This window comes from Clostridium sp. Marseille-Q7071 (assembly GCF_965112025.1).
The window spans coordinates 2690921-2707017 of record NZ_CBCOPR010000001.1 but is presented as its reverse complement, the minus strand read 5'-3'; the positions used below and the strand labels follow the sequence as shown (position 1 = coordinate 2707017).

The 16097-nt window shown below is 29.2% G+C and carries 17 protein-coding genes and 1 riboswitch; all 17 genes read right to left on the bottom strand.

The window, feature by feature from the left end:
- Positions 1–97: 97 nt before the first annotated feature.
- The 17 genes from ACWPW7_RS12680 to ACWPW7_RS12600 all read right to left on the bottom strand — a co-directional run bounded on the left by ACWPW7_RS12680 (position 98) and on the right by ACWPW7_RS12600 (position 16087).
- Positions 98–886, bottom strand: coding sequence for a hypothetical protein (locus ACWPW7_RS12680; protein WP_454053801.1), 789 nt, complete (start codon positions 884–886; stop codon positions 98–100).
- A gap of 659 nt (positions 887–1545) precedes the next feature.
- Positions 1546–1718, bottom strand: a riboswitch (Lysine riboswitch).
- Between the two features lie 783 nt (positions 1719–2501).
- Positions 2502–3287: a flagellar hook-basal body complex protein gene (locus tag ACWPW7_RS12675; RefSeq protein ID WP_454053800.1), complete on the bottom strand. Its 786-nt coding sequence runs from the start codon at positions 3285–3287 to the stop codon at positions 2502–2504.
- A 15-nt stretch (positions 3288–3302) separates the two neighbouring features.
- Positions 3303–4085: a flagellar hook-basal body complex protein gene (locus ACWPW7_RS12670; RefSeq protein ID WP_454053799.1), complete on the bottom strand. Its 783-nt coding sequence runs from the start codon at positions 4083–4085 to the stop codon at positions 3303–3305.
- Positions 4082–4204 carry a hypothetical protein gene (locus ACWPW7_RS12665; RefSeq protein ID WP_257788834.1) on the bottom strand — a complete coding sequence of 41 codons (123 nt, stop codon included), beginning with the start codon at positions 4202–4204 and terminating at the stop codon, positions 4082–4084. Before ACWPW7_RS12665 ends, ACWPW7_RS12670 begins: the two co-directional genes overlap by 4 nt.
- 77 nt (positions 4205–4281) lie before the next feature.
- Positions 4282–4761 carry a hypothetical protein gene (locus ACWPW7_RS12660; protein WP_454053798.1) on the bottom strand — a complete coding sequence of 160 codons (480 nt, stop codon included), beginning with the start codon at positions 4759–4761 and terminating at the stop codon, positions 4282–4284.
- A 245-nt stretch (positions 4762–5006) separates the two neighbouring features.
- On the bottom strand, positions 5007–5735 hold the full coding sequence (locus ACWPW7_RS12655) for a FliA/WhiG family RNA polymerase sigma factor (RefSeq protein WP_454053797.1): 729 nt from the start codon (positions 5733–5735) through the stop codon (positions 5007–5009).
- Entirely contained in the window at positions 5728–6396 is a 669-nt protein-coding gene (locus tag ACWPW7_RS12650; RefSeq protein ID WP_454053796.1) for a flagellar brake protein, read from the bottom strand. The genes ACWPW7_RS12655 and ACWPW7_RS12650 overlap by 8 nt, the downstream gene beginning before the upstream one ends.
- A gap of 10 nt (positions 6397–6406) precedes the next feature.
- Complete coding sequence (locus ACWPW7_RS12645; RefSeq protein WP_454053795.1) at positions 6407–7279, bottom strand: MinD/ParA family protein; 873 nt, start codon at positions 7277–7279, stop codon at positions 6407–6409.
- Complete coding sequence (flhF, locus tag ACWPW7_RS12640; RefSeq protein ID WP_454053794.1) at positions 7273–8460, bottom strand: flagellar biosynthesis protein FlhF; 1188 nt, start codon at positions 8458–8460, stop codon at positions 7273–7275. Before flhF ends, ACWPW7_RS12645 begins: the two co-directional genes overlap by 7 nt.
- The gene (flhA, locus tag ACWPW7_RS12635) at positions 8460–10523 is read right to left on the bottom strand and encodes a flagellar biosynthesis protein FlhA (RefSeq protein ID WP_312573554.1); all 2064 of its coding nucleotides are present in this window, start codon (positions 10521–10523) and stop codon (positions 8460–8462) included. Before flhA ends, flhF begins: the two co-directional genes overlap by 1 nt.
- Before the next feature lie 197 nt (positions 10524–10720).
- Entirely contained in the window at positions 10721–12574 is a 1854-nt protein-coding gene (locus tag ACWPW7_RS12630; protein ID WP_454053793.1) for a fused FliR family export protein/FlhB family type III secretion system protein, read from the bottom strand.
- Positions 12575–12592: 18 nt separating this feature from the next.
- Positions 12593–12856: a flagellar biosynthesis protein FliQ gene (fliQ, locus tag ACWPW7_RS12625; RefSeq protein WP_039632551.1), complete on the bottom strand. Its 264-nt coding sequence runs from the start codon at positions 12854–12856 to the stop codon at positions 12593–12595.
- A gap of 12 nt (positions 12857–12868) precedes the next feature.
- The gene (fliP, locus tag ACWPW7_RS12620; protein WP_454053792.1) at positions 12869–13684 is read right to left on the bottom strand and encodes a flagellar type III secretion system pore protein FliP; all 816 of its coding nucleotides are present in this window, start codon (positions 13682–13684) and stop codon (positions 12869–12871) included.
- 30 nt (positions 13685–13714) lie between these two features.
- Positions 13715–14071, bottom strand: coding sequence for a flagellar biosynthetic protein FliO (locus tag ACWPW7_RS12615; RefSeq protein WP_454053791.1), 357 nt, complete (start codon positions 14069–14071; stop codon positions 13715–13717).
- 11 nt (positions 14072–14082) lie between these two features.
- The gene (locus tag ACWPW7_RS12610) at positions 14083–14550 is read right to left on the bottom strand and encodes a flagellar basal body-associated FliL family protein (RefSeq protein ID WP_039632547.1); all 468 of its coding nucleotides are present in this window, start codon (positions 14548–14550) and stop codon (positions 14083–14085) included.
- Between the two features lie 6 nt (positions 14551–14556).
- Positions 14557–15285 carry a flagellar motor protein MotB gene (locus ACWPW7_RS12605; protein WP_454053790.1) on the bottom strand — a complete coding sequence of 243 codons (729 nt, stop codon included), beginning with the start codon at positions 15283–15285 and terminating at the stop codon, positions 14557–14559.
- Positions 15278–16087: a motility protein A gene (locus tag ACWPW7_RS12600; RefSeq protein ID WP_454053789.1), complete on the bottom strand. Its 810-nt coding sequence runs from the start codon at positions 16085–16087 to the stop codon at positions 15278–15280. Before ACWPW7_RS12600 ends, ACWPW7_RS12605 begins: the two co-directional genes overlap by 8 nt.
- Positions 16088–16097 lie beyond the last annotated feature (10 nt).

Sequence of the window (16097 nt, the reverse complement as noted above, 5' to 3'; positions counted from 1 at the left end):
AGTTCCCATTATCAAATATTGTACAGACAATTGAAATTTTAATAAATTTCAACCTCAATTCTTCTTAATTATTATAAATAATCAATTGCACATCATTTTAAGCCATTAATTTAAGTAAAACTTGACTTTGATGAACCCAAAATATCACAAATGATACAATGCAAATACTATAAGTAATAGATAAATAATCTTTAATAGAGTCATCATCTATCTTTTTAGAATAAACACCATAAGATTTTAAATAATCCACATTATTATTATTTACATGATAATAAAAATTAACTGATTCAATATAAGCAGCCAAAATATATACATTTAGCATAGGTCTAGACACCATATTAATAAAAAAATCCCCTTTAAAATCAATCTTTATAGTCTTATTTCTAGGTATATAAATAATGTAAAGAATTATGGAAGCAATAACTGTTGGTATTATAGATAGATATTTTTCTAAAATATTAAAGATTTTAAAATCGTTACTATAAGAAATATAATGAATTAATGTAAATGCAATAGCTATACCGTTATTAAAAATTAATATATAAAATAGTGGACCAATAAACCCATATACTAGTGCAGATGAGATTATTGACATGCTATCATAAAAATGTCTCTTATCAGGATTTTCAGGAATAAGGGCCTTTCTTTCTGTATTACTAATCTCAATTACAATAAATGCAGTAATTGCATTATAAAGTTCTTCATATTTCATCAAATAAAAGAAATAAGCTACTATTAATATTAATGCTATATAAAAACATTGTATCCATAATCTAGATTTTATTTTTTTATGAATAAATTGATTAAATTTATAAAATACCTTTTCTCTATCAAATCCCCATAAGATGATACTAATTAAGCATCCAAAAATATATCCTACCGCCATTAAAATTCCTCCATTCCTTTATTTTTAAATTACACATTAGATGATGGATAGTTTTAAAAGTCGTTTTAAATTACACTCTAATGCATATAAAATAAAATAATCAGTCAAAAATATAGCGCATAACTTTACATCAGACTGTCTACAGGTTTCATGATAACTTAGTCATCATGTAGCTCTGACAGCGCGGTATGATGGAAATTAGACAAGTATACTGATGACTATTTATTTTTTAATATGCCTCAATAAAACTTTTATATTAATCATTTATTATATTAATTATTCTATTTTTTCAAAACTGTCCCTTTTATCTATACACTTATAATAAAGCTTCTAGTAAAAATTATATTTAAAGAAACTAGTTTATTTTAAACTAAATTTCATCTTGACTGTCAATTGTATATATGTTTATACATTATATGTAGGACATGCCTCTTTTAGAATAAAGTATAATAAACTAGTGATTATTAATTTATTATATTTATAGATAATACTTTTCAAATTTTCTATATATCCTATTAACTTGTCTATAAATTTTTTCATTGAGTAATACCTTTAGCATTAGAAAACAAAAAACTAAAAAGACACTGAAATTTCAGTGCCTAAATAATTCTTATTATATACAATAGGCTATAAATGCACGAAAAATTTCATATTTTCATTACACAAATAGCGCATCATAATATTTTATGACAGTGATAGAAAATTTGCTTTCTATCCCCAAGTATTATACTTAAAAGTATATACTTTCGGCGTGTAAAAATCCTTCATATATATTATGAGAAGTTATTCCTCTTAATATATATTACCATCTACTCGCTCCTCTATTTAAACTATTCAATTTTAATAAATCACATATACTGATTACATATCCTACATACATCATTATATTATTTGAAATTTAAAAAATCAATGTTTTTTCTGAATTTTTAGTAAAAACCTACCTTAAGAGATAAGTTATAGGCATCCAATATGAAAACTTAAAATATACTATGGAAAATAATTTTTCTAAAAAATAGCTTAAATCCTTAGAAATTAAGGATTAATAATTAATAATGAAGAATTCAGGAAAAAATTCACTAGAGGTGAATTTCTTAAAATAAAATTTATTCTAAAAAAACTCCAAAGGCTTTAGCAGTGGAGTTTTAACCATAATTCTTCATTTTTCATTCTTAATTTTTAATCCATAGAAAAGAATTTTTATTATGGAAATTAAAATCATGTATAAGTTAAATTTTTATTGTGGAACCCTATATAGGGATGCAATGTGGAAGCTTAAAATATCCATTGGAAAATAAATTTTCTATAAAAATAGCTTAACCCCTTAGAAATTAAGAATTAATAGTTACTAATGAAAATTTTAGGATGAGATTCTCTCTTAGTGAATTTCTTAAAATAAAATTTATTCTAAAAAAACTCCAAAGGCTTTGCCCTTGGAGTTTAAAACATAATTCGTATCTTTAATTCTTAATTTTTAATTCATAGAAAATATTTTTTGTTATGAAAATTAAAATCATGTATGAGTTAATTTTCTATTAAGGAAGCCTATACTTTCCCCTAAGGTGATTTTAAATTCTATGTTCTTACTTATTTTATATACCTTAACTCTTCTAATTCACTATCTTAGGCTATTTACTAGTCCCCACATCTCATCAGTGGTTTTAAGACCTGTTGAGCTTAATTGGAATGCTCTCTGGGTTAATATCATATCTGACATTTCTTCACCTACATTGACATTTGAGTTCTCTAAATAACCTTGTTGAATATTTCTATTCCTTGTTTCATACATAGTAGTACCTTCCCTAGGTACAAATAAACTTTCTCCTACTGAAAGTAAAGAAGTATCTCCTATTGAATCATATGTCTTAATACTTCCTACTTCTATAAAATTTTCATTTTCTTTTCTATATAATACTCCATTTTTATCAACAGTAAGATTTTCATTTGTAAGTCTCATTCTTCCATTAGGGTAATTTACTTCATTTCCATTTCTGTCTATTACACTCAATCTATTTCCATTACCATCAACTAAAACTCCAGTAGAATCTACTTTAAAGTCTCCAGATCTTGTATATGCTGCAGTATTATTTGCCATATATATTTTAAAGTACCCTTGTCCATCTATAGCTAAATCGCTATTCTTACCGGTTTCTACTAGACTTCCTTGAGTTACTTGTCTTACGGCTTTACCTATTTTCACCCCTGTACCATAGTTCAAGTTTTCCGCACCATCAGTAGTAGGGTATCCTTGACGCTCTAAAGTATCTTGATATAAATCAGAAAATTGAGCTTTTAACTTTTTATATCCAGTTGTATTTACATTTGCTAAGTTATTAGATATAGTGTCTAATTTTCTTTGTTGTGCAACCATTGCACTCCTATTGCTATTTAAAAGAGTGTACAAATTCTTCCCCTCCTACTATCTTACCTTACCAATTTCGTTAACTGCTTTACCTAAAGTTTCATCTAGTGTTTTTAAAACCTTTATATCACTTTCAAAGTTTCTCATAACAGCCATCATATCAGCCATTTCTTCGATTACTTCCACATTAGATCCTTCTAAGGCATTTTGTCTAACCATAGTTCCCTGTGCTACTTGTGGATTGTTTCCTTGATATAAATTATGTCCAACTTTTTTTAATCCATCGTAATTTTCAAAATCTACAATTCCAAAGCTATGAGTCATATTGCCGTTTATTTTAATATTACCTAATTTATCACAGGTAAGTTCTCCATTACCTACATTTATTGGTTCTAATACATTAGTCATTAAATTTCTACCTAATACCATTTCTCCATTTGAAGTAACTAGGTATCCTGCTGCATTAACTTGAAAATGTCCATCTCTAGTATAGTAGTTGCCTGCATCATTAACTCCTGTTCTTTGAACAGTGAAAAAACCATTTCCTTCTAGTGCAAAATCAAATTTACTATCTGTATCTTTAACTAGTCCTTGAGTAAAGTCTATATTTTTTTCATTTATTTCTGCTCCATTGCTCAATGCTCCTATATTAACCCTATAATTTTTACCATTAACACTTCTATCTTTATTAGATATCATAACTTCATCAAAGCTTTTAATAGATAAATTCTCTGATTTATAACCTGTAGTGTTTGAATTTGCAATATTGTTCATTATTACATTTTGTTTTGCTTCACTAGTTATAAGACCAGAAGCAGCATTATATAATCCTCTTATCATTTTTTCACCTCATCCTTAATCATAATTTTTACCTCATCGGGATATTTCATTCCTAAAGCTCTTGCTTTCACCTCTACTTGTGCATCACTAAGCTCATAGTTTAACTTAGAAAATCCCATAAATATTGTTCCTATAATTATGCCTATGCCTATACCTAGTAATACCTTTCTATCAGCAATAAAATTTATATATCCCTTTATTTTAGATATAACTCCTTTATTAATAATATTTCACCCTTTCCTAGGCCTGATTTTTCAACTATTTCCTCTATGCTAAGATTTTTTTCAAAAAGCTCTTTTATTTGTTGAATTTTTATATTATTTTCTAAAGTTTCTTCCTTTGTTTCTTCAAGATTAGTTGTTTTATTTTGTTCTTCCTCTAGTTTTTCTTTAATTATAGGCATATTAATTAATTCTAATTTTTCCTCTAATATATTATCGTAAGTTTTTTCTTTATACTTAACATCATATTTTTCTTTTAATTCTAATATTTCTTGTTGAAGCTCTAATATAGTTTCACTAAACTCTCTTCTTAGTTCTCCTAATTTTACATCTATTTCATCTGTACTAAACTCTGCATCTTTAAAGGCTTTATCAAAAGATTTTTCTTCTTTCTTAATTGCCTTAATATTGAAAATTATTAATATAATACCTATGAACAATAATGGTATTAGCATGTTACTCCCCCTTATACAATGGAGAATTGACAATTGAGAATTATTGAAACTTCTCTTTTATAAGAGAAGTTTTGAATTGATTTCTTCTTTTAAGTTATAAAATAACTTTTTATAAAAGTCTAGCAATTGTATTGCTAGTAAAAAAATCTATTAAAGAAATTAGTTTGAATAAAAATAATTTCTATCTTAATTGCCAATTGTCCTTTGCCAATTCTCAATTGCTTTAAGTTGTGGATTTTAATATTTTAAGAATTAATATCGTACTTAAGTTTTTTTAATATCTTTCTTAAATTTATTAGTGCTTTACTGTGAAGTTGACATACTCTTGATTCTGAAACATTTAAAATTTTTCCTATTTCCTTTAAGGTAAGTCCTTCATAATAATAAAGTGTAATTACTAATTTATCTTTCTCTCTCAATAAATCTAAGGCTTTAGCTAAATATTCTAATATCTCTTTTTCTTCTAAAGATTTTTCTGGACTTGGGCTTTTTTTATCTTCAATAGTTCCTATTAATGAAATCTCATCTTCTTCACTGAACATTAAAGTTTCTAAGGACACTACTGAGATATAATTAATGTAGTTTTCAACTTGAGTAACTTCTTGAATAGATATTCCTAATTCTTCTGCTATCTCATAGTTATTAGGTTCTCTAAACAATTTATTTTGCAATTTTTCAATAGCATCATTATACTTATTAAGCTTGTCCATGGAACCTTTAGAAATAGGGCTATTTTTTCTAAGTTCATCTATCATAGTCCCTTTAATCCTTATTGCTGCATAAGTTGAAAATTTCATACCTTTGCTCTCATCAAATTTGTTTAAGGCGTCCATAAGGCCTACCATACCATAGCTGACTAAATCCTCATATTCTACATACTTAGTTTTCCCCATGATAATTCTAGAAGCAATATATTTTACTAGTGGTATATACTTTTTTACAACTTCCCCCTTTGCTTCTACAGCACTATTCACGTCCATCACCCCTATTAGTCTTAAGCGTTTTTCTCATTTCATTAAATATATATTTAATTAATTTTTCTCTTTCATTTCCTTCAATGGTTAAAAAACTTAATCCACAAATATATTTTTCATCTTTATCACGTTCTACTCTAGCAACCCTGCTCAATGCTATAATATCCTCACCGTCAATTTTTAACTGAGCTATAATATAGTCACCATTCTTAACTTCTTCTGCGATTTTTATCTTCATACCACCGCCACTTAAGTCTAATGCATATCCCACATTAAAATCTAAAATATCATAATTTCTTAAGTTCTGTGTTGGATAATTAGGTGTTAAATAATAATTTACTATACCTGTATAATTAATCCTTACATATTCTCTTCTCTGTATTTTTTGTATGTCATAAGGCTTACTTATAACTATAAGTGGTATCTTCTCAAATTTACGTCCGATTACATCTATTTTGAACTTAAAAACATTTCCATTTCCATCATTATATATAGCCTCATAGACTTCTCCCTGTCTCATGGCTACATAAGTGTGGTTTATTATTGGTAATCCTATGGATAACGTCCTTTCATCCACATCTTGAATTATGCTTTTTGCATATCCTTCTTCAGTGATAACTTTTATTCTATTGTTAGGATAAAAATTTATATTTGATGTCATGGCTATCCCCCTATGAAAAAATACTAAATATCTTTTTAAATAACCTTTGTACTCCTAGATTATGTTCTCTAAGTACAAGTCCCTCTAATTTTTTTGCAATATTCTCTATATCCCTTGCTGCTTCTGAGTTTGGATAATTAATACAAAGTGGTTTTTGTGTTCTAACAGATTTCACTAATTTAGCATCCTCAGAAACCATACCCAAAAAATTTAATTTGATATTTAAAAATCTTGATGAAGCGTTGCTAAATTTTGCAAAAGTGTCTGACCCTTCTTCTTCATCTAAAACCCTATTAATTATTACACTTCCATTTTCTCTAATTTTAAAATGACTTACAGCCTTAATAAGACTATAAGCATCTGTTAATGAAGTTGGTTCCGGTGTGGTTACTACTATGAACTCATCACTACAAGCTATAAATCCTAAGACACTTCTGTTTATTCCTGCACCGGTATCCATCAAAATATAATCAAAGCCCTCTATATTTTCTAGTTTATTTAAAAAGCTTTTACGTTGTACCTCTGTTAAATCATCCACCCTTGAAAGACCAGATCCTCCAGGTAAGAGTTTAATTCCTAAAGGTCCTTCTATTATTACATCTTCAATATTTTTGTTATTAAAAATCACATCAAAAATGTTATATTTAGGAAAGCATCCAATTAATACATCATCATTACCCATACCTATATCTGCATCAAATATTAATACCTTTTTTCCCATTTTTTGAAGAGTAATGCCTAAATTCACCACTATATTGCTTTTTCCTACTCCTCCTTTACCAGAAGTAATAGTCAATATTTTAGTAGTTCTATTTTCATTTTTGCAATTAATTTTATAACTTTCCTCTGCTAATTGTCTTAATGTTGATGCCTGATCTAACATATATTTTTCTCCCCTATTATTAAGCTAGCAATCTCACTACTTTCTGGACATTTAATATCCTCTGGAACATTTTGACCTGTAGTTATGAAGCTTAAGGGTACTTCAACTTCCTTAATAATATTTAATATTGATCCATAAGTTGAAGTTTCATCTAATTTGGTTATTATTACTCTATTAAAGTTTAAAGCTTTATATGAATCAGCAATAATTTTGATATCTTTATTTTTTGTAGTAGCACTAACAACAAGATTTATACTTTTAGCATTTGTCTTTTCGACAAATGCTCTAAGCTCTGACAGTTGCATGGTGTTTTTACTACTGCGGCCTGTAGTATCAATTAAAATAACCTCACAATCTTTCATACTTTCTATAGCAGCTTCCATATCTTTCATGGTAAATACTACTTTGAAAGGAATGTTCATAATTTCAGCATAGGTCTTTAATTGCTCTACTGCCCCTATTCTATAAGTATCGATAGTAATTAACCCTACCTTCTTTTTTTCAACTAAAGCTAATCTCCCTGCTAATTTAGCAATGGTCGTAGTCTTTCCTACTCCTGTGGGACCTATAAATACTACTGTACCTTCTACATCTAATTCTTCAATACTAACCATATCTTCTATTATTTTCTTTATTTCTTCTAGTTTTTCCTCTTCACTTCCCTCAGCATTTATGGAGTTTAATATATCCTCTGTTACTTCCCTACAAACATCTGCATCTTCTAAAATTAATCCTAAGTTTGTTTTATCTGTATTTCCTATAGAACTATTTATTTCACCATTTAACAAAGAAGTAATCATATTTTTCATTTCCATAACTTCTTTGTATATTTCTCTATTCTCTTTCTCTTCTACAGGCTTTTCATCATTTTTAACGTTTTTAATTTCACTAAACTTATCAGTATTTCTTGATATTTGACTTTTTAAGATGGCATCGATTAGATTCTTCTCATCTTCCCGAGGTTCTTTTGAATTCTTAATATCTAAATCTACTTCAAAATTTTCTTTTTCCTTCGATTCTATTGCTGCTGTAACTTCTAAAACTTTTTTCCCAAAGAAGCCTTTAATGCCAGATTTTTTAATTCTTCTTTGACTTATAATAACCGCATCTTTTCCTAGCTCCTGTCTAATTCTAGTAAGAGCTTCATTCATATTGGTAGCAACATATTTTTTTATTATCATTATACAGATACAACTCCTTCAGCTCTTATCTCAATATCATTTGGTATTTCATTTAAGGATAATACCATAAGGCTTGGAAAAACCATCTCTATAAGTTTTCTAAAAGCTGGTCTAATTTTAGGTGAAACCAATATCACTGGAATATTATTATTAAAATATGTGACATCCAAAAGATCTCTTAAAGAATTAAAAATATTTGTAGTTATATCAGGGTTCATTGCTGGGAAAGAACCTTGAACAGATTTTTGAATACTATTAGATACCATATTCTCTATATCCGGTGATAAAGTTAATACTGTAATACTATTGTTTTCATCTACAAGTTCATTACATATACTTCTTCCTAGTGCAAATCTTACATATTCAGTTAGTAATTCTATGTCTCTAGTATTTCTAGAATTATCTGCTAAACACTCTAATATAGTTACCATATCTTTTATTGATATCTTTTCTTTTAATAAACTCTGTAATACCTTTTGTACTTCACCTATAGTCATTAAATCTGGAATTAACTCTTCAACTACTGTGCTATATTTTTCACTAACTGAATCTATAATCATCTTAGTTTCTTGACGACCTAATAGTTCATAACAGTGACACTTAATAGTTTCTGTCAAGTGGGTTATCATTACAGTAGTTGGGTCAACTACCGTTAATCCTTTAATTTCTGCCTCTTCCCTTTGGTCTTTATTAATCCAAAGTGCCGGTATTCCAAAGGTTGGCTCTATAGCTCTAATTCCTGGCATTGTAATCTCTTCATTGCTTGGGTCCATACATAAGAACATATTAGGCATAAGCTCTGATTTTGCTATTACCGTTCCTCTAATTTTAATTACGTATTCATTGGTTTTTAGCCTTAAATTATCTCTAATTCTTATTGGCTGTACAACTATTCCCATTTCTATAGCACATTGCCTTCTTACAGAAGAAATTCTTTGCACCAAATCTCCTCCTGCAGCATCATCGGCTAATGGTATAAGTCCATAACCTATTTCTATTTCTAGTGGTTCTACTGAAATTAAATTCATTACATTTTCAGGTTCACGTTTTTCCGTTTCGATGATTTCTCTTTCTTCTGTTTCCATCTCATCAATAACTTTTTGTTTTTCATCCTTATGTAATAAATAAGCGCTGTATCCACTAGCTGCTGATAGTAAAATAAATATTCCACTTGGCATACCTGGTATGATAGCAAGTACAAGTAAAACTGCTGATGCCATTGCTATAACCATAGGAAAAGCTGTTAACTGTGCTCCTAATTCTTTACCAAAGTTTTCATCACTACCAGAACGAGTAACTAATATACCTGAAGAAGTAGAAATTAATAATGCTGGTATTTGGGATACTAATCCATCTCCAACGGTAAGTATAGTATATTTAGCCGCTGCATCGCCTATGCTCCATCCCTTCATTGCTACCCCAATAATAATACCTGCAGCAATATTTATTATGGTGATTATAATACCTGCTATAGCATCTCCTTTAACGAACTTAGATGCTCCGTCCATAGCTCCATAGAAGTCTGCTTCTCTTTGGAGATTTTTTCTTCTCTCTCTCGCTTCTTCCTCACTGATCATCCCTGCATTTAAATCCGCATCAACACTCATTTGTTTACCTGGCATAGCATCAAGAGTAAATCTTGCAGATACTTCTGATACCCTACCAGCCCCAGCAGTAATAACTACAAACTGTATAATAACAATAATTAAGAAAATGATAATACCAACTACATAGTCACCTCTAACAACGAACTGTCCAAAGGTTTCTATTATATCTCCGGCATATCCATCGCCTAATATTAGCCTAGTAGAAGATATATTAAGTGATAATCTAAATAGTGTTGTTACTAGTAACAGTGTTGGAAACACTGACAATTGAAGTATGCTAGTGGTAAACATCGTAATGAGCATTATAATAACGGATATTGCAATATTTATTGCTAAGAAGATATCTAAAAGTGCTGGAGGAAGAGGAATTATAATCATAAGTACAATTCCAATAACTCCAAAGGCTATAATAATATCTGAATTTTTCTTTATATCAAAGTTTTGAAAAAATCTCATAATTCTCATCCTCTACTATAAGTTTATTTTTCTTCTTGTTCTTTTTACTATATAAGCTTTATCAATTCACAGTTCACAATACACAATTTGCAATTATAGACACTTCTCCTTTTGAAGAAGTTTTAAATTGATTTCTTTTTATTAAATTTCTCTTAATTGTGCATTGTGAGCTGTGCATTGTGCATTGATAAAGTATGTTAGCTTTTAGTTTTCTTATTTAGTTTGTAAACTATGGCTAAAATTTCTGCAACAGTTTGGTACATTTCATATGGTATTTCCGTATCTAACTCCACTTCATTGTATATAAGTCTTGCTAAGGGCTTGTTTTCAATTATTGGAACGTTATTTTCTTTAGCAATTTCTTTAATTTTAATAGCTATATTATCTTGTCCCTTTGCAATTAATTTAGGAGCTGATTTTGTATTTTCTTCATATTTTAATGCTACCGCTATATGAGTTGGGTTAGTTATAACTACTGTAGCATCTGGAATAGTTTGCATCATCCGCTTCATGGACATTTCTCTTTGCTTTTGTTTTATTTTACCTTTAACAACAGGATCTCCTTCCTGCTGTTTAAATTCTTCCTTAACCTCTTGTTTAGTCATTTTTAAATCCTTATTAAATTGATACTTTTGATATACAAAGTCAATAACACCTATAATAATCATAACTAAGGTTACCTTGGATAATATATCAACTATCAATTCTCCAAAAGAAGTTAAAATTGCTTCTATCCTAAAACCGCCAAAGTTTAATACCTGCTCATAATTTGAAAGTATAAACTTATATCCAACATAAGCGATAATTATAATAATGATTAAATTTTTTATTAAATCTACTACTGCTTTTAAGGAAAACATTCTCTTAAATCCGCTAATAGGATTAATTTTTTCTAGCTTAGGTTTTAATGGCTCTGTGGTAAGTATTTTACCGGATTGCGCTACATTGGCCAAAATCCCCATAATTGCTATTGGTACAGCCACAGGTAAAAATACTATAGCTATCCTAATGAAAGAAGTTATAAATATCCCCCTTAAGCTATTATTATCTATAGAAATCGTAGGATAATCTCTTAAAAACATAATTAAAGTTTCTTTTAAACTATTTACTATATATCCACCCAAAATTGATATTAATAGGGTAATAACTAAAAGTCCTAGTGCAGAAGTTAATTCTTTACTTTTGGCAACTTGTCCTTTTTTCTTAGCATCGCTTTTCTTCTTTGGTGTTGCCTCTTCTGTTTTCTCACCACTTTCACTAGCGAAAAACACAAATATACAAGGCATTATATTGAATAATCCTTTTATTGCCTCAAGCACTGTATCAAAATTATTTACAATCATCTTCATAAATACTGGAAGAGATAATGTAAAACAAGCTAATCCTACTAATATTTTTATAGGCATACCAAGCATCATTATATTGAGCTGCGGCATTACTCTAGCCACAAGACCTAAAGTAAAATCCGTTATAATAATTATCAGTACAATAGGTATTGCCATCTTCAGACCAATAGTAAAAAACTCTATTATTACTTGAATCATATAAGTAGCTAATTCAGGTTTTAGAGCTAGTCCACCTATATTCACTAATTGGAAGCTTTCTACTAAGCAATTTATTACTATATGATGTCCATCTATTAATAAAAATACTATTAAACACATCCAATAAAAAACTCTTCCTAATATACTTACTGTTTCATTAGATATAGGATCATATAATGATGACATGGAAAAAGAAACATGAAAATCTAATAATTGTCCTGCCATTTGTGCTACACTAAAGCATAATGTGGTTATAAAACCTAAAGCAAGTCCTATAAGTATTTCTTTTCCAATTAATACTATAAAAACGGCAGAATTATTTACTGTTAAATTAGTTATATTAATAAGTGGTACAAATATAAAAGTTAGTACTAAAGATAAGCCTATTTTAAATCTTTGTGGAGTACCACTTGGAAAGAAAGCTGGCACATACATAATAAAGGATGTCAGCCTACAAAATACTAATATAAATACTATTAATTCACTTATGTTTGTTAAATCTATCAAAATTTCCCCCACCTAAAATCACATATTAGCTATAATTGAAAAAATATATTCTGTAAAAGTAGTCATAGTATTTATAATAAAGCTAGACATTAAAAGTCCAATTAAAGCCACTGCAATAATCTTAGGTACAAAGGTTAGTGTTTGCTCTTGTATTTGTGTAGTGGCTTGAAAAATACTTATGATAAGACCTACCACTGTAGCCACTATAAGCATTGGTGCTGCAATAACAAGAGATGTTTTTATTAAATCTTTTAATAGAGATATTACTAAAGTTTCTGACATACCCTCACCTCACTACTTAAAACTCATAATTAAAGATTGAGAAATTAAATTCCATCCATCTACTAATACAAATAACAACAGTTTAAAAGGTAGTGATATCATTGCTGGTGGAAGCATAAACATCCCCATTGCCATAAGTACACTAGAGGCTACTATATCCACAATTAAAAATGGTATAAATAAAAGAAATCCTATTTCAAAAGCAGTTCTAAGTTCACTTATTATAAAAGCAGGTACTACTGCATATAGAGGTACCTCATCATAAGATGGAACTTCTACATTATTTTCATCCTTTATAGTTTTTACAGTATCCTCTAATTTACCAACCTCTAAAAATAACTTTAAATCTTTTGCCCTTGTTTGTTTTAACATAAAATCCTTTAGAGGCTGTACCGCTTTATCGTAAGCCACCTCTGTAGAAATTTTATTATCTATATAAGGAGTAATAGCTTCATTGTTAATCTTTCCAAAAGTTGGTGCCATTACAAAGAAAGTTAAAAACAGTGAAAGTCCAATTGTAATTTGTCTTGGAATAGATTGTTGAACTCCTAGTGCATTTTTTAGCAGTGATAATACAGTTACAATTCTTACAAATCCTGTAGTCATTATTATTATAGAAGGAAGTAGTGTAAGAACTGTAAGCAGTAATATTAGCTTTATATTATCTACAAATTCCTTTGGATTAGTATCTCCGTTATTAAAATTAATGCTCACATCTGGAATAGGAATTCTATTTCCAGCAGTAGCATATGCAACCTTATAGCTAAAGAATATTATTATAGCTGCAAATAAAATCACTTTTAAATATTTACTGTACTTACTTTTCATAAAATCGTCCTCTTCATTTTTGTTTAATTGCTACTTCTTATGATTTTTCCTTATTAAATTTGTTACAAAATTAGAGCTGTTATTAAAGTTAGTACCATAATACTGCTTACTGTTTTGTTCCGCTTTTAAAAGCTCCTCTTCAGTTAATTCTTTTAGAATTTCTGTTTTATTATTACTTGAGCTCATTAAATATCCTTTATCTCCAATTTTAATAACCATGATAAAACTATCCTTGGATAATTGAAGCCTTTCTACTATTTTCATATATCTACCTGGTGGAGAAATATAAAATTTATTAGTCAATTTACCAAGTAGATATATTAAAAATAGTATAAAAGGTAGGAAAATCAAAAGCTGTATTAGGCTTTTCCAAAACTGCACATCCATTTATGTCTCACCTACTGAACTAAAATTTCTGAAAAATACACATCAACTATTTTTCCTTCGCTTAAGATTTCATTCACCTTTTCATTCAGTTCTTTTTTTAGTGGATCTATTCCCTCTGGTGATAAATCAGTGGTTTTCTTTGTTCTTAGAATGTTTGCAATTACATCTCTTATTTTTGGCTTTTTAGTTTCAAGTTCTTTAGTAAGTCCTCCATTATTTTGATAGCTTAGTGCTATTTTAATTTTTAAATATCTTGGCTTACCTTCATCCGCTAAATTTACTAAAAGTTCGTCTACTTCAAAGAAAACTTCATCTTTTAAAACATTAGTTCCAGTAGCTACTGCATTTGGATCATTCTTTGGAGAATTTTTAGTGGCTATAAAAAATCCTGCAAAAGCTGCTCCTCCTATCAATAGTAAGACTAAAAGTACTATTAAAATAATCTTAAAAACATTGCTTTTTTTATTATCTTCACCCATAAGTTATTACTCCTTTTCCTCAGTAACAATAATAATATTAACTCTTCTATTCATTGCTCTATTTTCATCACTATCATTTGGTACTAGTGGATTGTGTTCACCATAAGCATTAGCAATAAATCTTTCAGGATTTGGCTGCTTTTTATCAATAAGAAAGTAGTCTAATACACTTAGTGCCCTTGCAGAAGATAAATACCAATTGCTTGGAAACTGTTCCGTACTAATAGGCAGATTATCAGTATGACCTTCAATTATTATATTGTTATTTATCTTTGCTATTAATGTGTTAATTTCATTCAATATCTTCTTGCTATTTGGAAGCAATTCTGACTTAGCAGATTCAAAAAGCACTGTTTCCTTTAGCTGTATGTTGATTCCTTTTTCATTTTCAAAAACCTTCACATCATCTTGAAGATTGCTTTCTGAAATTAACTTAGATACTTGCTCATATAAATTATCCTGTATATCCTGATTATCTACATTTAAAGAATCAGTGGTGTTTTCAGGTTTACCTACCACAGGTACTTGTCCAGATGCTATGTTAAACTCTAGCATGCTAGTATTAGCTTTACCTGAAAACATGCTCTGAAAAGATGCTGATATTTGTTGAAATTTTTCCGCATCTACCGTTGAAAATGAATAGAGCAAAACAAAGAAAGTTAAAAGCAGAGTCATGGTATCAGCAAAAGTATTCATCCAGGCATCTGTTTTAATTTCAGATTTTTTCTTAGACATTTTCTGCCACCTCATTGTTATTTACACCCATAGCCTTAATTTCTGCTCTTTCTGATGGTGATAAATAAGCACTTAATTTATCCTCAACAATTCTTGGATTCACCCCTGATTGTATAGCAATTACACCTTCAATAATCATCTCCATGCCATTAACCTCTTGAGCAGTTTTATAATCAAGTTTTTGTGCCATTGGTATAGCTATTATATTCGCTAAAATAGAACCATAAAAAGTAGTAATAAGTGCTTTTCCCATACCTTTTGTTAAGTTTGCAGCATCATTCATGTCTGCAAGCATTTGTATAAGTCCAATAAGTGTACCTAACATACCAAAAGCTGGTCCATAAGCTCCTAGGGATTTTAGCATTGCAGATCCATCCTCATGACGCTTTTCAAGCTCCACAATTTCAAGCTGCATTATTTCTTTTATTGCCTCAGGCTCAATGCCGTCAACTACCATGTTTAGTGCTTTTCTCGTAAATTCATCTTCAATGTTTGCTATATCATCCTCAAGTGATAATAATCCTTCTCTTCTTGCTTTTCTCGATAAGTTGGTGAAAAGTGTTATTGTATCTACCTTTGAAGTAGTTTCTTCTTTAAAAGTTTCAACTATAACCTTACCAAGCCTTTTAATTTCCTTCATTGGGTAAGAAACTAAAAGTGCTCCTACAGAACCCCCTACTGTTATAGCAATGGAGAATGGATCAAAGAATATCATGAGACTGCTTCCACCTAGCATACCTAGAATCATAAGTGCTATAGCGGTAACAAGTCCAATTATTGTTAGCAAATCTTGCTTTTTCACATCCATACCC